Source organism: Sphingobium limneticum, from assembly GCF_008710155.1.
Classification (GTDB): Bacteria; Pseudomonadota; Alphaproteobacteria; order Sphingomonadales; family Sphingomonadaceae; genus Sphingobium; species Sphingobium limneticum.
Window position 1 is genome coordinate 272,146 of record NZ_VYPZ01000002.1, and the last position, 17,991, is coordinate 290,136.

A 17,991-nucleotide genomic window follows, 5' to 3' on the forward strand; every position below is an offset into this window, starting at 1 on the left:
TGAGTCCGTAATTTCCGGTCGTGAGACGGACATTATGTTACGATGGGCGTGGTCAAGCATAACTGAGGGTGGGTGGATAGGACACGGTTAGTGGAGAGCGAGCGGTCAGGTTTCGCGCCGGGGGCGCTTATATTTGTTCACGCGGAGACACGGAGACGCAGAGGAAACATGCACAGTCTCCGCGTCTCTGCGTCTCCGCGTGAACATTTTGGCCTACGGCGGCTCGTGAGCGAGAGTCCATTTCCGTTCGAAACCCGGCCTTCAGGCCGGCAGCACCAAACTTGCTTCCAGACCGCCTTCCGGCCTGTTCTCCAGGCGCAGTTCGCCCTGATGTTCGGCCATGATCGCGCGGACGAGGGCGAGGCCGAGGCCGGCGCCGCCGGTTTCGCGGTTGCGCGATCCTTCAAGACGGGTGAACGGCTCCAGCATTTCGGCCATGCGGTCCTGCGCGATGCCCGGCCCTTCGTCGGCGACGGCGATGCGGATCGTGCCTGCTTCGTGCATCACCGTCACATGGGCGCGGTCGCCATAGACGATCGCATTTTCGATGAGGTTGCGCACCGCGCGGCGGATCTGCTGCGGGCGCACGAAGGCGACGGCGCGGTCGCTGTCGGCCATGTCGACGGGCGATCCCAGTTCGATGAAATCCTCCACCACGGCGTCGGCCAGTGCGGCAAGATCGACCTTCTGCGCGGCCTCCGTACTGCGGCCGGCGCGGGCAAGGGACAGAATATCTTCCAGCATGCGGTTCATTTCATCGATCGTTTCGGACATGCGGGCGCGCTCGCCTTCATCCTCCACCGACTCGGTACGAACCCGTAACGATGCCAGCGGCGTGCGCAGATCATGGCCGATCGCGCCCAGCATCCGGTCCTTTTCATCCAGCATGGCGATGATGCGCGACCGCATGGCGTTGAACGCCATGGTAAGGTCGCGCACGTCGCCGGGGCCGCGCTCGTCCACCGCATCGGCGAGGCCGGTGCGGGCGAATTGCTGCGCGGAGCCGGTGAGTTGCTTGAGCGGCCGGGCGAGACGGCTGCCGATCCAGAGCAGAGGCAGCAGGACGATGACGTAGAGGATCAGCGTCTGGCCGATCAGCCAGCCGCCAAAGCGCGCCGGGCGATTGCCGATGCGCGCTTCGGTCGTCACCCATTTGCCAGGTTCATATTCGACCGCCAGGCGCAGCCGGCCGACGCGCCGGTCGCGCGGCGTTTCACCGGTGGCGCGGCTGCGTATCTGTTCCCAACGGCGCATCGGCATGATGCGGCTGTCCTCCGCCGCGACGACCGAGTGCACGGTAAGGCCGATATCGTCGAACATCGCCTCCGCCCGAGCCTGCACATCCGGGCGCGGTCTGCCCTCCAGCACGGGGCGGGTCGTGGAAAATTCGACGTTGCGCCGGTCTGGGCGCTCGCGACCCTCCTCGCGCCGGTCCGGGTTGGGCGGCAGATCCGGGCGATCGGGGCGACGATCCGGCCGCACATCCAGCGCGTTGATGACGCGATAGACGACCGGCGCGGTCTGGCTGGTCAGATCGACGCGGTTGCGTTCGCGCAGCAGCAGGCCAAAATTGATCGCCTGCGCCACGAACAGCGCGATCGCCACCAGGATGATGATCTGGCCGACCAGGCTTTGCGGCCACAAACGAAGCCGCTTCACAGTTTGCGGACCTCCGCCGAGAGGGTGTAGCCCCCGCCCCATACGGTCTTGATCAGCGTAGGGTTTTTGGGGTCCGGCTCGATCTTCTTGCGCAGGCGGCTGATCTGATTGTCGATCGCCCGGTCGAAGGCATTGGCTTCGCGGCCCTGGGTGATGTCGAGCAACTGGTCGCGGCTCAGCACGCTGTTGGGACGCGTGGCGAAAGCCAGCATCAGATTATATTCTGCGGTGGAAAGCGGCAGCGACACGCCTTCACTGTCGACCAGCGTGCGTTCCTGCGTTTTCAGCAACCAGCCGGCGAAGCTGTAATTGGCGCCATCGGGCGCGGTGACGCGCTGACCACCGGTGGCGACGCGGCGGAAGATCACCTTGATACGGGCGACCAGTTCGCGCGGCGAGAAGGGCTTTAGCACATAATCGTCGGCGCCCATTTCCAGGCCGACGATGCGGTCCGTCTCTTCGGTCCGGGCGGTCAGCAGGATGACGGGGATCTCGCTCGTCTCGCGGATATGGCGGCAGAGCGACAGGCCGTCCTCCCCTGGCATCATGATGTCGAGGATGACGAGGTCGATGGCGTTGGCGTTGAGCCGCACGCGCGCCTCGGACGCGCTTTCCACGGCGGTGACGCGAAAGCCGTTGCGCGACAGATATTGCGCCAGCGGTTCGCGGATCGAACGCTCGTCATCGACGAGCAGGAGATGGGGTCGTTCGCTCATCTTGCCTGTCTGTCATGGGTGGAGGATGGTTGGAAGGGCGAAGGCAGGGGAAAAAGCCCCCGCCCTTCCCGGTCATCGGCACGGCGCCAGGGGAGGAACGCCGTACCGATATGCAGCATGTCAGTTGGCCGGCGGCGGCGGCGGGGCGTCATGACCCGGACCACCCTGACCCGGACCACGGTGCCCCATGGGACCGCGCATCTGCGGACGGGCTGCCTTCAGTTCGTCGGCGGTGACGAAGCCGTCCTTGTTAGTGTCAGCCTTGTCGAACATGGCGAGCGGGCCAGCCATGAATTCCGCCTTGGTTACGGTGCCGTCCTTGTTCGCGTCGCCGAAGCCGGGGCCACCGGGGCCAAAGCCGTGCGGACCGCGACGGCCCGGGCCGCGATGCCCGCCCTTGCCCCAGCCGCGTCCGTCGGGCTTGCCGGCTTGCTCACGGCGATCTTCCCGCTTGTCGGCGCGGGCCTGATGACCGGCGGTAAATTCGGCCTTGCTGATCTGGCCATTCTTGTCGGTGTCGAGCGCGGCGAAGCGTTCGTCCGTACGCTGCTGGCGGCGCAGATCGCGATCCTTCTGCGTCAGCTGGCCGTCACGGTCGACGTCCATTTTCGCGAAGCGGGCTTCGAGCGCGGCGGTCAGTTCCGCCTTGCTGATTTTGCCGTCCTTGTTGGTGTCGGCCATCGCCATCAGGCCGCCGCGCGGACCGGGGCCACCATCGGCACCGGGCTGGGCGTAGACGACATGGGTAGCCGCAAGGCCGCCGACGAACAGCGATCCGACCGCGACCGTGGTGAAGAATTTGCGAAGCATCTGTGTCTTCCTTCTTAAAGGGTCTTGCTGAACGGCGGTTCGCCGTCCTTGAAACCGTTTATGAAGGCCAGTTGTCCCGAAGATATGTCAGGTCAGCGGGTGAAGTGTCGCAATTTGTATCGTTTTAGCCCGCGATAATCGCGCGGGCACGGCCGGTTGCGGCCTGGGTATCGACCGCGAGTTTCTTCACTTCCGACGCGACGACGGAGAAGCCACGGCCTGCGTCACCGGCGCGGGCCGCCTCGATCGAGGCGTTGAGGGCGAGAAGATTGGTCTGGCGGGCGATGCCGTCGATCGCATCGACGATGCTGCTGACTTCGCCCAGCACATGTTCGACCACGCTGCGGCGATCGCTTTCCTGCTGGCGCATCCGCTGTTCCGCCTCTTCGCGTGCGGCGATGGCGCGATGTTCGGCGCTGATGTCGTTGGCGAATTTGATGACGCCGGTCTGGGTGCCGTCCGGGCCGATGATGGGGTTGTAGCTACCACGAATCCAGACATGCTGGCCGCGCGCATCGAGGCGGCAATAGGCGCCGGTGTCGAAATGGCCGGACAGAAGATGCTGCCAGAAGAGCGCATAGTCGCGCGACCGGGCATAGTCGGCATCGCAGAAGATGCTGTGATGCCGCCCCTCCACCTGATCGAAGCGATAGCCGAACAGTGCGAGAAAATTGTCGTTGGCACCAGTGACCCGGCAATCGCGATCGAAGGTTATGATCGCCGTCGAGCGATCGATCGCGCGCCAGACAGAAGCGGCTTCAAGATCAAGCCCGTGCACAGCATATCTCCATTCTGAACCATATGCCGTGCAAAGGTTAAGGCGTTGCTAACCCAATGGCCAGCAACGCCGATAGCAATCAGCGGTCGCGGCGACCCAGCAGACGCAAACGCAGGGCGTTCAGCTTGATGAAGCCGGCCGCGTCGCGCTGGTCATAGGCGCCCGCATCATCCTCGAACGTCACGACCTTTTCGCTGTAGAGCGAATAAGGCGACTTGCGGCCCACGACATAGACGCCGCCCTTGTAGAGCTTGAGGCGGACGGTGCCCGTCACCTTTTCCTGGCTGTAGTCGATTGCGGCCTGCAGCATTTCGCGCTCAGGCGAGAACCAGAAGCCGTTATAGATCAGCTCGGCATATTTGGGCGCAAGTTCATCCTTCAGATGCGCGGCGCCACGGTCGAGCGTCAGCTGCTCGATGCCGCGATGGGCGAGGTGATAGATGGTGCCGCCCGGCGTTTCGTACATGCCGCGCGACTTCATGCCGACGAAGCGGTTTTCGACCAGGTCGAGACGGCCGATGCCATGCTTGCGGCCATATTCATTGAGCGTTTCGAGCAGGGTCGCGGGCGACATGCCCACGCCGTTGATCGCGACACCGTCGCCCCGTTCGAAATCGATGGTGATATATTCGGGCGCATCGGGCGCGTCTTCCGGATTGACCGTGCGCGAATAGACATAGTCCGGGGTTTCTTCCCACGGATCTTCCAGAACCTTACCTTCCGACGAGGTGTGCAGCATGTTCGCGTCGGTCGAGAAGGGGCTTTCACCACGCTTGTCGCGCGGGATCGGGATCTGATGCTTTTCGGCGAATTCGATCAGCTTGGTGCGGCTGGTCAGATCCCATTCGCGCCAGGGGGCGATCACCTTGATGTCGGGGGCCAGGCCATAATAGCCCAGTTCGAAGCGGACCTGGTCGTTGCCCTTGCCGGTCGCGCCATGGCTGACGGCGTCGGCGCCAAGCTGCTTGGCGATTTCGATCTGGCGCTTTGCGATCAGCGGACGGGCGATCGAGGTGCCGAGCAGGTAGAGGCCTTCATAGAGCGCGTTGGAGCGCATCATCGGGAAGACATAGTCCTTCACGAATTCCTCGCGCAGATCGTCGATGAAGATATGCTCTTCCTTGACGCCCATCAGGCGGGCCTTGGCGCGGGCCGGTTCCAGCTCTTCGCCCTGGCCGAGGTCGGCGGTGAAGGTGACGACTTCGCACTGATAGGTTTGTTGCAGCCATTTCAGGATCACGCTGGTGTCGAGACCACCGGAAAAGGCGAGGACGATGCGGTTGATCTTGTCGGACATGGGCTGGCGATTCTTCCGTTAAAAAGGCGCGGTAAAGACCGGCGCGCCGGTAACAGCCGATCGCCAAAAGCGCAACATAAGCCGCACAGGAAAAGGGACGGAAGACCGATTGGTCCTCCGTCCCTTTTTTCAGATAGGGGTATGCCTTACTTGGCGGGGCGCGGACGCAGGAAGCCCGAAGAGGCCTGCTGGCCGCCGAAACGATAGACCGTCTGGCTGCGATCGGCAGCCGCAACCGGCGTGGGTTCCGCGTGCGTCGTCTGCGGCGCGGGCGCGGTGACCGAAGCGGCTTCACGCTGCGCGATCAGATATTGCGCACGACGCAGACGCTTGGTGCGGGTGCGGAAGGGGTTTTCCGCACTGGGCGCAGCAGCGACCATCGCTTCCAGCGTGGCGTCTTCGGCAAGACGCGGGCTGGCCATGGCGGGACGCGAAGCGACCGGTGCGACCGTGGCCGGCATCGGGGCTACGGGAACAGGCTCCGGCGCATAGGTCGGCGCGATCGCGTCTTCCTCATCCGGGCGACGACGGCGGACCAGCGCGGCACCGCCCAGCCCCAGAAGGAGCAGCGCGCCGCCACCGAGCGCCCAAAGCAGCGCCTGATCGGTGCGCGCGGTGGTCGGCTCAGCCGGGGCAACCGCCGGCGCCGGCGTGGCCTGCGGCTCTTGCTGCGCCATCGGCGTCACTGGCGGCGTCGCGGGAGTTGGCTCAGGCGTAACGGCAGGTGCTGGCGTAGCCGGCGCGGCAGCAGCCTGGCGTTCGACGGCGCGGGCCGGGGCAGCACGTTGTGCGGGGCGGGGCGCAACGGCAGGTGACGCAGCCTTTTCCGCTTCGACAGCGGCGGTCGCGGCGGCGATGCGCTCGTCGATCGGCGGAGTAGCCTGCACGACCGGCTGGCTAGGCGTAAATTCCGGCGCAGCGGCCGGTGCGGCGGGCGCCGTCATCGCAGGCGCGGCGGCAGGCGCCGCTTCCGGCACCGCGAGCGGCGCGGCCGGCGGGGTGGCAGGCATGTCGACGGTCTGAGCCAGCAACGGGGTGGCAGTCAAAGCCAGAACAGCGGCAATCGCGGCCCTGGCGGGGCGGGTGGTGCGAATATTTCCAGTCATAGCAGGAGGTCAACGACCGACCACGCGATTCAACACAAGACATCCAACGGAATCGCGATGAATTGTTATAGTTCAGCGTCAGGACGATCCATATGAACAGATGTTCATTTCAATATGAACGGCATATTTACAGAACGACATGCATCATGACTTTGCGCCCATATACTATAGATGGATATTTACTTAGCACCGTCTCGATCCAGCTTTAGGCCATCCAGTAAAGCTGCGCGTCGTTGTTCATCCGCGCTGTCCGCCTGCCGCTGCGCCTTGGTCCGGCCGAAGCGGGCGCGATTTTCCTCGGCGGTCTTCGCCTTGTCCACACGCGCCTTGGCCTTGCGCGCCTGGCGGAGGTTGACGATGTTGGTCATGGCTGGTCCTTCGTCGCGTGCCATCCCTTGGCCATCGCGGCGCGACCATAAACTTCCGCCCCGCCTCTTGCCAACCGCCATCGGCTGTCGCCATGGTTTATCCATGACCAGCATTCACGACGTCGCCGCGCTCGCCCAGGTTTCGATCAAGACGGTATCGCGCGTCGTCAACAAGGCGCCCAATGTCAGCCCCGCCTTGCAGGAACGGGTGGACGCGGCGATCGCGCAACTGGGCTATCGCCCCAACCAGTCGGCGCGGCGGCTGGCCGGGGGCAAATCGTTCATGATCGCCTTCCTCTACAACAACCCCGCCCCCGGCTATGTCAGCCGCATCCAGATCGGCGCGGCCTGGCGCTGCCGCGAGCTGGGCTATCATCTGGTGGTGGAGCCGATCTCGATCGGTGGCGAGGAGCGCTATGAGGTGCTGGAGCGGCTGGTCGGGGCGCTGCGTCCGGACGGCGTGCTGCTGGTCCCGCCGCTGTCGGACGATGAGGGGCTGCTGGCGCGACTGGCGGAGATGAAGCTGCCATGCGCCCGGATCGCGGGGTCGGTGACAGCGGCCAGCTTCACCATCCACACGCCCGAGCGCGCGGCGGGGCGGATGGTGGCCGACCATCTGATTGGCCTGGGCCATCGCCGCATCGGCGTCATCACCCCGCCCCCCAGCCACCGCGCCGCGCTGCGCCGGGTCGAGGGATTTCGCGACGGGCTGGCGGCGGCGGGCATCGCGGTGGATGAGAGCCTGTTCGTGGAGGGGCGGTTCGATTTCGCGTCGGGCATCGAGGCGGGCGAAGCGTTGCTGGCCCTGCCCCGGCCGCCCAGTGCAGTCTTTGCCACCAATGACGAAATGGCGCTGGGCGTGCTGACGCTGGCGCATCGCGTCGGCCTGCGCGTGCCGGAGGATCTGTCGGTGACGGGTTTCGACGACACGACGGCGAGCCTGACATCCTGGCCGCCGCTGACCACCGTACGCCAACCGTTGGAGGATATGGGCCGATCCGTCATCGACGCGCTGGCCAACGGCCCGAGCGACGCACCGGAATTCCTGTTCACGCTGGTCGAGCGGGGGAGTTCGGGACCGCCTGCGGGGGATGTCGGTTAAGGCTGGAGCGGGTAGCGGGGATCGAACCCGCATCACAAGCTTGGAAGGTTTGGAATATTCCCCGCGCATAGTTGTCCATAATTCTACAAACTTGAGAAATCCGTTTGTTTTAACATGCCTTCGCCGCTTATGGTTGGAACGGAAATGACGGTATAGGCCATGGCGTGCTTATCCAGTGCTTATCTGGAAGGTGTGATGAAAGCGAAGTTGACCAAGGAATTCGTTGATCGGCTGGAGCCCGATCCAGACCCCAAGAAGCGCCTCACCGTTTGGGATACCGAGCTCGCTGGCTTCGGTGTCACCGTAACTCCACCCGGCGTCCGAGGCGGCGGGGTGAAGTCATATATAGTCCAGTATCGTCCAGGTGGTAGCGCCAAAACGAGACGGGTCACAATTGGAAGGCATGGCCCAGAGTGGCAACCAAAAGCGGCGCGCGAAGAGGCGGCTGAAATCCTTCGGATGCGCCGCAAGGGCATAGACCCATTCGAGGAACGTGCCCGGCGCCGGATGGCGGAGCAACAGGCCCATGATGATGCCGCCATCGCTAGGAACATCGCAAACGATCGGGCCTACAATTCGTTCTCAGAGCGATTTATCGAGGAATATGCGAAACCGCACCAGCCGCGCAGTTGGGAAGGAACCGCAAGGGCGCTGCGCGACATCGGTCGGTTGTTCAACAATCGTCGTGTCGACGAGCTGAAGCGCGAAGAGATACGCATCGCGCTTGCCAAGCTTGTCGAGCGAAGCCCCTCCGCTGGGATCGCAGCCCACAAGGCGCTCCGGAAACTGTACAATTGGGCCACCGCCGAGACGATCTTTTTCTGGCATCCCATGAAAGACATGCCTGCGCCGGCAGAGACCACTGTGCGCGATCGAGTTTTGAGCGGGCCCGAGATGAAGATCATTTGGAAGGCCGCCCTTGCCATGGGCTATCCCTTCGGCACCATGTTTCAACTTCAGCTCGCCACTGGGCTGCGAATTCGTGACGTGGCCAACCGTAAGTGGGGCCAGTTTCAACTGGACAATGAGGCAATCCTTATCCCTGCCGCCGAGATGAAGCGGCCGAAATCAGACAAGCGCGGCGACTTTCTCGTTCCGCTGAACGAATATGCCATGAGGGTAGTGGAGATTCTTCCCCGTATCGCCCCTCCCGCTGGCATCACGATCGCGGAAAAGGATCGGCCGATGTTCACATCGAAAGGCATCAAGCCTGTTGCGGGGTTTAGCGCAGCGAAGGCCGACCTGGATGCCATGATTGAGGAAATACATGACTCTCCCCTGCCCCATTGGACCAGCCATGATTTCCGTCGGACGATGGCAACTGTGATGCAAGCGTTGGGCATTGCCTCCAACATCATCGACCGGCTTCAGGATCACAGGGACCGGGATTTGTCGAAAACGGCGCTGCACTATCAGCATTGGGACTTCTTCGAGGAAAAATGTGAGGCTGCCGAGCGCTATGGCGAATATCTTTGCGGCGTGCTGGACGATGATCAGCGATACGCCGACCTAGCGCGCAAAGTGGAATTCAGGCTGCGACAAAGCGAGTAAAAAGAGCGACGTATTGTATCCGTTACCATCGCTACAAACGCTTAAAAACAAAGAAAATTGCAATTATCTCATTGATAATAATGAATTTTCTAGTCGATACAACTTTTCTAAAATCGCTTTAACTGTCCCTGTCACTCATTGACGATGGAGTGACGTATGGACGGAAAGTTGTGTTTCATTCGTGAACCGGAGGTGCGCCGCCGGACCGGGCTGTCTCATTCGACGATCTGGATAATGCGCAATGCTGGCGACTTTCCTCAGCCGGTTAAACTTGGTTCGCGCGCGCTCGGGTGGGTGGAGCACGAGATAGACGAGTGGCTGGACGCTCGCCTCCGCGCGCGGGAGGCCGCGTAATGGTCGCGGACGCTGGTGACGAATATCTGACCGTTGAGAATCTCGCTTCGTACACCTCTCTGACCCGCGATTTCTGGAACAAGTTGCGGTGTGAAGGAGGCGGCCCCCGCTACGTGAAAATCTCTGCGCGCGTAGTTCGGTATCGGCGTAGCGATGTCGATGCTTGGATGGCCGAACGGACACGCCTATCGACCTTCCAGGAGGCGCCCCAGTGACCGCGCGGGCTTCACCAAAAGAAATGGCCCCCGCCGGCAAGCAAGGGGCCATCTCCATCGTGATTTTCGATAACGCCCGATCGTACCTCAGCCGAATCACCATCGCAAGCGCGGAGGTGGGCCGTGGGTGAAGTGATCGCATTTCCCGGAAGGCCTCTCCGCGGCTGGCTCGTGTTCCCGGATGGAGAATTGTGGGGCGCCCGGAAGATTGGCTTTGGCGGTGAAGCAGAAGCGTACCCACCATCCGAAGCGCTTGTCACGTTCGGCTGCATCATGTCGATCATTCGCGAGCATGACGTGCGCATGGGCTTGCCGATAATCGTCAATCCGTTGGCGACGGCCCTCGGAGGCGCGGCATGACTTCTCGTGTCATCGAGGTCGCCCCGCTGCCCAATCGCGACGGGTTCAGCGTGATAGTCCAGCCTCCGATACCGGACGAGCCCCTCGACGCCGAGCTTCCGGACTATGACAGAGCACGCGCCTGGGCAGATGGTCTTCGCCGCACGCGCGGCTCGCGGATCATCGACAGATCAGGGGAAGCGATATGAGCTTCGACGCGCTCGCTTGGGCTAGCAAGCAGCAGCCCGGAAAAATGGCAGCGAAGATGGTTTTGCTGTGCCTGGCCAATTACGCCAACGAAGATGGCGAAGCCTATCCCTCAACGGCTGCGATCGCAGCCTTCGGCGACATGAACCATAAGACCGCTACCACAGCCCTTGATCGGCTGGAGGAGATTCAACTGATCTCTGACACCGGCCGCCGACAGGGTAAGTCGGGCCAGATCAAGGTATATCGACTGCACCTTGAAAGGGGGCCGGAAAAGGTAGCCTCCCTAAAAAGGAAGCCGCCCGTTTCTTCTACTCAAGCCGACCTAAAACGGGAGGTTGAAGCCTCCCGAAAACGGGTGACGGATACAGTCAAGGAACCAATCAAGGATACCCTTCCTCAGAGAGCCGCGATTTCTTCAGAAAAGATCGGCGCGCGCGGCACTCGACTTCCCGACGGCTGGTGCCCTGGTCCATTGCCGGGATCTGTGGCCCAGCTGGTCGCGCAATGGCCAGCGAAACGTGAGGAACGTGAGCTTGATAGCTTTCGTGATTTCTGGCGGTCGGCAGCTCGCAATGCGACAAAGCTCGACTGGGATAGAACGTGGCACAACAGGATTCGGGATGTGCATGACCGCGTATTGCGCACAACCAGCGCGGCTACCGCACCGCAGGAATACAGCAACCCACTGGTGAGGGCCGCAATGCGCTTTGAGGCCGAGCATCTGGCTCGCGAACTTCATGATCACCAATTCCACGCAGGAAAAAGCGGATGAACGCCCATATCGCGATCGCTGATCAGTCGGGCAACGTGCTTGCCCGTGAGGCGCATCGATTGTTGCCACCTAAGTTAAGCAAGCTGCTCGACGAAAGTGCCGCATTCAATGATCTGCCGGTGATAGGGCCGATTAGCGCACAGAAACTGCGAGATTACGTCCTCGCGTGCCAAGCCACAGCCGCCACTCCCCTGCAAATCAATCGAATGATTGCGCACGTGGCCAACATGATGCCGTGTCCTCGCGGGATGACGGACGAAGAAGCTGCCGAGCGGATGACGATGATGCGCCATGCTCTTCGCAGCTTAGCAGCGACCGATCTCAAAGCCGTGTTCGATGCGATCCTGCGCACCTGTCGCTTTTTCCCGACCGTCGCCGAAATTGAGCAGATCAGCGCTCCAATTCGCGCCAGACGCATGGCCCGCGCCAACCGCGCAGAGATGCTGGTGATGAAGCACGATAGAGAATGGCAACAGCCGCTCCGTGATACCGGAGATGGAAATGACTGACCTTACCCCGTTCAAATTCGAGAGCCGCCCCGTGCGGATCACTGATCGAGATGGCCAGCCTTGGTTCGCGCTGGCAGACGTTTGTGCGGTCCTCGAGCTTCAGAACGTAGGCAACGCAGCCGCTCGGCTCGATGACGACGAGCGCGATAGCATCCGCAATCCGGATGTTAATCGCGGTCGCGGCAACCCCGACCTGCTCGTCGTCAATGAAAGCGGGCTGTTCAAGCTCATGTTGAGGAGCAGGAAACCAGCCGCGAAACGCTTTACCAAGTGGGTGACGTCGGAAGTGCTGCCATCGATCCGGCGCTCCGGACATTACGGCGCTGCAGCCGCGCCGCTTAACCTGAGTGACCCGGCTGTCCTACAGCGCCTGTTGCTCGAACATACTGGCAGAGCACTGGCACTTGAAAATCGCAACAACGAGTTGGCCACCCAAGCGGCGGCGCTCGCGCAGTTGACCCATGCAGAGGGCGCGCTATCCATTACCGATGCGGCGAAAGCTCTTAATACCGGCCCGCGCGCGCTGTTCGGCTGGATGGAGCAACGACTGTGGATCTACCGTCGATCGGGCGGTTCGCGGTGGCTGGGCTACCAAGCAAAGATCTCGGCTGGGCTCATCACCCACAAAGTCACGCGGCTGGAGCGGCCGGGCCAGCCGGCGAAGTTCGTAGAACAGGTATTGCTGACGCCCAAAGGCATCGCGAAGATCGCGGAAATGATGGCATCTGAAAAGGCCGATACTTGGAAAGGCGCGGAACCATCATGATGGACGGGCACATCCAAATGAACATCGATGCTGCCGAGTTTCGCGCATGGCTGAAACAGCGCAACGGCGGGCAGGAGCCGGATTGGGACTGGGTGCGCCGGAATTACGTTTCGCTCGCCAAGGCTTATGGGAAAGAGGCTCCCATCTTTTGCTCGCCATCTCCGCCGCCAGCACCTTCAAACGACCGCTATGACGAGCTTCATTGATGGCAAAAAACGATGGGCGTGCCCTCACAGTTGGACCAGTACGCACGCGCGCACGCGCGAGCCGAAAGACGGAGAAAATCCGCCAGGAAATCCTGCAGTTCATCGTCGCCGGCGAAAGCATTCGCAGCATCTGCGATCGTGAAGGGATGCCGTGCAAATCCACCGTCATGAACTGGATTGCCGCCGATCCGGAATTCCGCGCGGGTTATGTCGCCGCCAAAGCGCTATATGCTGAGGTGCTGGCAGAAGAGATTATCGAGATTGCCGACGACGCCAAGTATGACTGGGTGGAGGGCGAGAATGGCAAAGAGCTGGATTATGAGCATGTGCAGCGCTCTCGTCTTCGCGTTGATAGCCGCAAATGGCTCGCTGCCCGACTGTCACCCAAACGGTACGGCGATTCAGCAATGCTGAAAATTGGTGAAGCTGAGGCGGCTCCTTCCGCCGCAAATGGGTTGAGCCAGAACGAAATAGCGGTCCGCTTGGCGGCTCTCGCGCAAAGCGTAAGCAAACAGAAGGGATAAGACATGGCATTTGACATCATCAGCTTCCTGGAACGGTCAACCCAAGAGCAGTGTCGAGAACTGGGGAATTTGCTGCTGGAGTATGCGGAAATTCCTCGCGGGCAGAAGATGCAAGAACAGATGATCTTGATCCGGAGCATGATGCCGCCGGAAGATCAGGATATGGCTGCTGCGATTGAGCGGGGGCGCAATCGCGTGCGCGCCCTTTCAAATGGGATGCGCGCCGATGGCATGGATCATCAGGCGCTCATCGAAGCCGAGTTGAAACGACGTGGCGACACGCGGACGTTTGAGCAGTATCGTGACGATATCGGCGGGGTGCATAGCGATGCGCATTACCGCGACTGACCGCCAAGTTTGCGGCGCAGTGCGGCGAGATGGAGAGCCTTGTCAGAAGATGCCGATGCGCAACGGACGCTGCCATCTACACGGTGGAAAGACGCCCAGCCGCAAAAGGCTCATGTCTGACGTAGTATCCTTACCTTCGCATCCATGAATCCCGCCCGAATGGGTTGCGGTTCACCGCTCGGCTTTGATCGGCAATTTCTTTGCGTCGGCGGCTGGTCTCTTCAGCGGCCGTGACGCCGGATGGCAAGTAGATCGAAACGGGCTGATATTCGTTTTTGCAAGTTGGGCATTGAGCTTTGTTCGCCAACCGCGACTGCACGGTCTGCATCACGCGACCTTCCGCTTTGCATTTCGGGCATACGGGAGCGCCCTTCGGGGTGCCATCTTCATTTGGGAGATAATAGTATCCCCCAGGCCCTTCCACCAGTTCACCTATCTGCTGGATGGCCGCCTTGAGCTCCGATATCTCTTTGTCCTTGCCCGCCAGCACTTCCTGCACCTCCGCCAGCGCCACCCGGCCGTCGGCGAGCGCGACGGTGACATCAGCCAAGCGCTGCTTCAGTGTTGCCTCATCGAGTGATTTCTCGGCAGCCCTGATGGCCTTCACGACCTCGCTCGCCGTCTTGAGCGATGATAACGCCGCGATCAAATCCATTGGTCACCTCCTGCCTTCGATCGGTCGATTCAACCGCTCGATGTCGAACCCTATCGTCGCAGCGACGATCGACAAGGAGGAGTTTCGACCGTGGCAGACAAACCGACTTTCACCGAACAGGATTATATCGCGCAGCGGGATGCGCTGGATCAGCAGATCCGCGTTGCCGAGGATGATCATCACCGTGCCGGCTATCAGCAGGTTCTCGGCGAAACGACCCAGGATGATGTCGACAAGACACTGGTGACGCTGGATGCGCTCAAGAACCGACGTCGCAGTTTGGAGGCTGCATGGCAGGAAGCCCGTCGGCGTGCGGCAGGCGATGCGCTTAGCCGTTCCCAGGCTGCACAGGCTGCCCGCATTACCGAAATTGACCGGCAACTTGTCAACCGGCTGGCAATCGCCGCCAAGATTCAGGATGCCGCCAAGCTGCTCGCACGGCTTGTCGTCGATTATGACGCGGCTGGCTCGACAATCAAAGAGAATGCCAAGCAGCTATATTCGATGGCATCTGTAACGCCAGGCGACAAGGCGCGGCACTCGCACGCTGTGTCAGCCTTGCAGGAGGATCTCTTCGACGGCCGCGATATGGCGTTACTGTCCGGTCTGCTCGCGAAAGAAGGCGTCACCTTCTCCACTGTTCCCAGCGCCAACGCGCGTACAGAGTATGAACGGGTTGGCGGGCTCACCTCGTTTGTCGCAAAGGTCAATGCGAAGATACGAGCGCGTGCCGCTTCCCTTTGCCCCCAGGGGGAGAAACTTTCATGAGCCAGCAACGCGCCCTCGTTCGCGTTCAGCTACCCCAACCTGACGATCGCATCGCCGAAATCGGCGAGACCGTCGAGCGAGAGGGGTTGGACTGGAAGTTCGAGCCGGTCGATCCTGCAGAATGGGCGGTTTGGAACGCTAACCATCGCAACGATGAACGTGTTGCCAATGAGTGCCGGCGGACTGGCCAGTTGCCGGATGTGCCGCCACCGGCTGGGGTCTACACGCCACCGGAGGCGATCCGTCGTCCAACCAGTGGATGGACGCCTGATATGAAGTGGACCCGCTGACCGTGTGCGCCCCAGTCGCAACCCTCGCGCTCATCGGAACGGCGATCTCTGCGGCTGGGACCGGCTTTGCCGCCCTGCAGTCCAGCGCACAGTCCCGATACCAAGCCCAAGTTTCGGACCAGAACGCCCGCCTGTCTGCCGAGGCCGCCCGCACCCAGCAGGACGCCACGCGCCAGGAATTGCAGACACACTGGCGACGACAGGCGCAGCTTCAGGGGCAGCAGCGTGTCGCGATGGCGGCCGGCGGGCTCGACTTGGGCTTTGGCAACGCGGCGGACCTTTCGGCCGATACGGCGATGCTCGGCCGTGAGGATGCCCAGCGGATTATCGACCAAGGCGCCAATGCCGTGAAGGGCTTTGACATCGAATCCGCCAATTACCGTGCGCAGGCGCAGGCATCCCGACAGTCAGCGTCCGGCGCACTGGTGGATGGCGCGTTCGGTGTAGCAACAACCGCGCTCAGCGGTGCGCAACAGTACGGCACTTTGAAGGCTCAGTTCGGGAGCGTCGGCCGCAACGCATATGGCATTAAAGCCGGGAGCATCTACTAATGCCGCGCATCCCCCAATACGGAGCCCCTACCGTAGGCCCAATCGCCCCGGTACAGGCGCGCTTCCGCCCGGCCGACAATAACGGCGGCTTGTTCGGCGCCGTCGCGACTGGGCTCATGAAAACCGGCGCAGCGATCGGCGACTATGCTCAGGTGCGCGCACGCATCGTCGCCGAGGAAGAGGAAACCAGCGCCAAGGAGGCCGATAACCAGTTTGCATCCTTCATCCAGAGCGCCATGGATGATCCTGAAACCGGCCTCCGCAACAAGCATGGCAAGGATGCCAAAGATGCGTTTGAGCCGACAATGAAAGAGATCGAGCGAAGACGATCCGAACTGCGCGGCACCCTCAGCACACCGATCGCGCAGCGTGCCTTCGATAGCGTCGCCGACCAGCGTATGCTGTCAGCCCAGTCTCTCGTATCACGCCATGTCGCACAGGAATTCGATAGTTGGCAGGACGATACGCAGGCTGCACGCATCGCCCTATCGGTGTCGGACGCTGGTACCGCGTATGACGATCCAGCCGTCGCCGACAAGCATATCGCCACCGCCTTGGGCGAGGTCCGCAAGATGGGCGAGCGCAAGGGATGGTCGCCGGAGATGGTGGCAATCGAGAGCCTTAAGACCGAATCGGCTGCCCGACGGCTGGCCGGCAATCGCCTCTCGGACGTCGCCCCTGATTTGGGTGAGCAATATCTGAAGGTCTACGGCGCGCGGATGGAGCCAGGTGATGTTGATGCCGTGCAGGATCAGATCCGCACCCGCCGGAGCGCTGAAGCGGCCGAGCTGCGCCGAATGCAGGCGCAGGCGCGGCAGGAACAGCGGGAAGAGGCTGCCCTTGTTTCCGAGCAGGCCCGCGATGTGCTCGACATGATCGACAATGGCCATGAGGTCGACGCCACCTCGCTGGGCAAGCTCGCCTCTCGTCTCGATCAGCTCGACAAGCCGGTCTTGGCATTGCGTCTGCGTTCGGCTGGTGAGGTCCAGACATTTACCAGCGAGGCCCGCCAGTGGCGGCCGGACCAATTGCAGGGCTGGCTCAACCAGCAGCGTGGAGAGAAGGGCCAGCGCACACCGGTGCAGGCTGCCCGCATCGATGCTGGCGAGCAGCTGCTGGGCAAGATGCGCGCCCGGCTGAAATCGGACCCGCTATCATGGGCCGCGGAGGCTGGTGTGGCTCAACTGGCACCGGTGGATTATAGGGACGCCCGCAGTATGCAGGCCCGGATCAAGACGAGCCTAGCTGTATCGGAGCGATATGGAACGCCCCCGACCTTCCTGACTGATGAAGAAGCAACGCTGATGGCGGGGCAGATCGCGAAGGCCAACACTCAGCAAAAAAGCAAGATCGCCGAAAACATCGTCACGGGCTTCGGTCGCTATGGCCGGGATGTGCTGGGCAGCATTTCGGGCGCAGATCCGATCTTCGCCCATGCCGGCGGGCTGGCGGCCACCGTGCCAGGGGGCAAGGATACGGCCGAACGGATTTTCGCAGGGCAGCAGGCGTGGAAAGATAAGGCTGTCGCCATCCCTTCACTCGATGCTTTCCAGGCGGCGCCCGGGCTTGGATCGGCATTAGCATTCACGCCGAAAACGCGGGGCGCGCTCTTCAAATCGGCGCAGGCCATATATGCGAGTGAAGCAGTCGCGGCTGGTCTCGACCCGAAGTTCGTAGATCCCGACACATGGGGTAAGGCCCTCAATCGCGCGGCTGGAGCAACCTACAGACAGGATGGCAGCCGCGTCGGCGGGCTAGGCAGCTATCGTGGAAACAATATCATCCTCCCGCCCGGCGTCGCGCCTGAAGAATTCGGCACCCTCATGGGCAGGATCAATGCCGATGATCTGAAGGCGATCGGTGCGAGGCCGACATATGGCAATGGCAAGCCTGTGAATCTGGAAACGCTGCGCTCCGGCTACCTCTTTGATGCCGGCAGCGGCCGCTACTCCGTGGCGCTCGACAAGCGCGGGACGCAATTTCTGCGCGGTCCAAAGGGGCAATTCATTCTTGATATGAATGCCCTCGTCCCACGCCTTCGCGGCCGGGCGCCACAGGGTGTACTTGAACAAGTCGGTGATTGGCTGGGGTTCTGAG

Annotated in this window: 24 protein-coding genes; 16 read left to right on the forward strand and 8 right to left on the reverse strand. The window is 61.9% G+C overall.

All coding sequences use genetic code 11. The features are described from left to right. Positions 1 to 261: 261 nt before the first annotated feature. From F4U94_RS03825 to F4U94_RS03855, 7 genes are all read right to left on the reverse strand, one after another. A complete protein-coding gene (locus tag F4U94_RS03825) occupies positions 262 to 1,659 on the reverse strand; it encodes a sensor histidine kinase (RefSeq protein WP_120251831.1) in 1,398 nt (465 codons plus the stop codon). Continuing rightward, complete coding sequence (locus F4U94_RS03830; RefSeq protein ID WP_120251830.1) at positions 1,656 to 2,375, reverse strand: response regulator; 720 nt, start codon at positions 2,373 to 2,375, stop codon at positions 1,656 to 1,658. Before F4U94_RS03830 ends, F4U94_RS03825 begins: the two co-directional genes overlap by 4 nt. A gap of 120 nt (positions 2,376 to 2,495) precedes the next feature. Further along, positions 2,496 to 3,185: an EF-hand domain-containing protein gene (locus F4U94_RS03835; protein WP_120251829.1), complete on the reverse strand. Its 690-nt coding sequence runs from the start codon at positions 3,183 to 3,185 to the stop codon at positions 2,496 to 2,498. 124 nt (positions 3,186 to 3,309) lie between these two features. Next, positions 3,310 to 3,963 carry a methyl-accepting chemotaxis protein gene (locus tag F4U94_RS25315; protein WP_120251828.1) on the reverse strand — a complete coding sequence of 218 codons (654 nt, stop codon included), beginning with the start codon at positions 3,961 to 3,963 and terminating at the stop codon, positions 3,310 to 3,312. Positions 3,964 to 4,042: 79 nt separating this feature from the next. Further along, on the reverse strand, positions 4,043 to 5,260 hold the full coding sequence (locus tag F4U94_RS03845) for an argininosuccinate synthase (protein WP_093086307.1): 1,218 nt from the start codon (positions 5,258 to 5,260) through the stop codon (positions 4,043 to 4,045). A gap of 146 nt (positions 5,261 to 5,406) precedes the next feature. Beyond that, positions 5,407 to 6,366, reverse strand: a complete 960-nt coding sequence (locus F4U94_RS03850; RefSeq protein ID WP_249042024.1) for a hypothetical protein — start codon at positions 6,364 to 6,366, stop codon at positions 5,407 to 5,409. A 179-nt stretch (positions 6,367 to 6,545) separates the two neighbouring features. Continuing rightward, entirely contained in the window at positions 6,546 to 6,734 is a 189-nt protein-coding gene (locus tag F4U94_RS03855) for a DUF4169 family protein (RefSeq protein ID WP_120252317.1), read from the reverse strand. 103 nt (positions 6,735 to 6,837) lie between these two features. Between F4U94_RS03855 and F4U94_RS03860 the strand changes: the two genes are divergently transcribed. The 12 genes from F4U94_RS03860 to F4U94_RS25530 all read left to right on the forward strand — a co-directional run bounded on the left by F4U94_RS03860 (position 6,838) and on the right by F4U94_RS25530 (position 13,778). Then, the gene (locus tag F4U94_RS03860; protein ID WP_120251827.1) at positions 6,838 to 7,836 is read left to right on the forward strand and encodes a LacI family DNA-binding transcriptional regulator; all 999 of its coding nucleotides are present in this window, start codon (positions 6,838 to 6,840) and stop codon (positions 7,834 to 7,836) included. A 195-nt stretch (positions 7,837 to 8,031) separates the two neighbouring features. After that, a complete protein-coding gene (locus F4U94_RS03865; RefSeq protein WP_170271899.1) occupies positions 8,032 to 9,387 on the forward strand; it encodes a tyrosine-type recombinase/integrase in 1,356 nt (451 codons plus the stop codon). A gap of 156 nt (positions 9,388 to 9,543) precedes the next feature. Then, positions 9,544 to 9,741, forward strand: coding sequence for a helix-turn-helix transcriptional regulator (locus tag F4U94_RS25520; protein ID WP_120251825.1), 198 nt, complete (start codon positions 9,544 to 9,546; stop codon positions 9,739 to 9,741). Next, positions 9,741 to 9,956, forward strand: coding sequence for a helix-turn-helix transcriptional regulator (locus F4U94_RS25525; protein ID WP_120251824.1), 216 nt, complete (start codon positions 9,741 to 9,743; stop codon positions 9,954 to 9,956). Before F4U94_RS25520 ends, F4U94_RS25525 begins: the two co-directional genes overlap by 1 nt. A 123-nt stretch (positions 9,957 to 10,079) precedes the next feature. Beyond that, on the forward strand, positions 10,080 to 10,316 hold the full coding sequence (locus F4U94_RS03880; protein WP_145202793.1) for a hypothetical protein: 237 nt from the start codon (positions 10,080 to 10,082) through the stop codon (positions 10,314 to 10,316). 184 nt (positions 10,317 to 10,500) lie between these two features. Next, a complete protein-coding gene (locus F4U94_RS03890) occupies positions 10,501 to 11,277 on the forward strand; it encodes a helix-turn-helix domain-containing protein (RefSeq protein WP_120251821.1) in 777 nt (258 codons plus the stop codon). Further along, positions 11,274 to 11,786, forward strand: coding sequence for a hypothetical protein (locus tag F4U94_RS03895; protein WP_120251820.1), 513 nt, complete (start codon positions 11,274 to 11,276; stop codon positions 11,784 to 11,786). The genes F4U94_RS03890 and F4U94_RS03895 overlap by 4 nt, the downstream gene beginning before the upstream one ends. Then, entirely contained in the window at positions 11,779 to 12,552 is a 774-nt protein-coding gene (locus F4U94_RS03900; protein ID WP_170271900.1) for a phage antirepressor, read from the forward strand. The genes F4U94_RS03895 and F4U94_RS03900 overlap by 8 nt, the downstream gene beginning before the upstream one ends. Beyond that, entirely contained in the window at positions 12,549 to 12,758 is a 210-nt protein-coding gene (locus F4U94_RS03905; protein ID WP_145202799.1) for a hypothetical protein, read from the forward strand. Before F4U94_RS03900 ends, F4U94_RS03905 begins: the two co-directional genes overlap by 4 nt. Beyond that, on the forward strand, positions 12,758 to 13,282 hold the full coding sequence (locus F4U94_RS03910; RefSeq protein ID WP_120251817.1) for a terminase small subunit-like protein: 525 nt from the start codon (positions 12,758 to 12,760) through the stop codon (positions 13,280 to 13,282). Before F4U94_RS03905 ends, F4U94_RS03910 begins: the two co-directional genes overlap by 1 nt. A 3-nt stretch (positions 13,283 to 13,285) precedes the next feature. Continuing rightward, a complete protein-coding gene (locus tag F4U94_RS03915) occupies positions 13,286 to 13,630 on the forward strand; it encodes a hypothetical protein (protein WP_120251816.1) in 345 nt (114 codons plus the stop codon). Next, positions 13,611 to 13,778, forward strand: coding sequence for an HGGxSTG domain-containing protein (locus F4U94_RS25530; protein WP_409994487.1), 168 nt, complete (start codon positions 13,611 to 13,613; stop codon positions 13,776 to 13,778). The genes F4U94_RS03915 and F4U94_RS25530 overlap by 20 nt, the downstream gene beginning before the upstream one ends. Here F4U94_RS25530 and F4U94_RS03920 read toward each other — a convergent pair. Then, the gene (locus F4U94_RS03920; protein ID WP_120251815.1) at positions 13,761 to 14,285 is read right to left on the reverse strand and encodes a zinc finger-like domain-containing protein; all 525 of its coding nucleotides are present in this window, start codon (positions 14,283 to 14,285) and stop codon (positions 13,761 to 13,763) included. The genes F4U94_RS25530 and F4U94_RS03920 overlap by 18 nt on opposite strands. A gap of 90 nt (positions 14,286 to 14,375) precedes the next feature. On the opposite strand from F4U94_RS03920, the gene F4U94_RS03925 reads away from it, so the two are divergent. From F4U94_RS03925 to F4U94_RS03940, 4 genes are read left to right on the forward strand one after another with little or no spacing between them, the layout of a single operon-like run. Further along, entirely contained in the window at positions 14,376 to 15,053 is a 678-nt protein-coding gene (locus F4U94_RS03925) for a hypothetical protein (RefSeq protein WP_120251814.1), read from the forward strand. After that, positions 15,050 to 15,343, forward strand: coding sequence for a hypothetical protein (locus F4U94_RS03930; RefSeq protein WP_120251813.1), 294 nt, complete (start codon positions 15,050 to 15,052; stop codon positions 15,341 to 15,343). The genes F4U94_RS03925 and F4U94_RS03930 overlap by 4 nt, the downstream gene beginning before the upstream one ends. Then, positions 15,331 to 15,894 carry a virion core protein, T7 gp14 family gene (locus F4U94_RS03935; RefSeq protein WP_232015792.1) on the forward strand — a complete coding sequence of 188 codons (564 nt, stop codon included), beginning with the start codon at positions 15,331 to 15,333 and terminating at the stop codon, positions 15,892 to 15,894. Before F4U94_RS03930 ends, F4U94_RS03935 begins: the two co-directional genes overlap by 13 nt. Next, positions 15,894 to 17,990, forward strand: coding sequence for a hypothetical protein (locus F4U94_RS03940; protein ID WP_120251812.1), 2,097 nt, complete (start codon positions 15,894 to 15,896; stop codon positions 17,988 to 17,990). Before F4U94_RS03935 ends, F4U94_RS03940 begins: the two co-directional genes overlap by 1 nt. Position 17,991 lies beyond the last annotated feature (1 nt).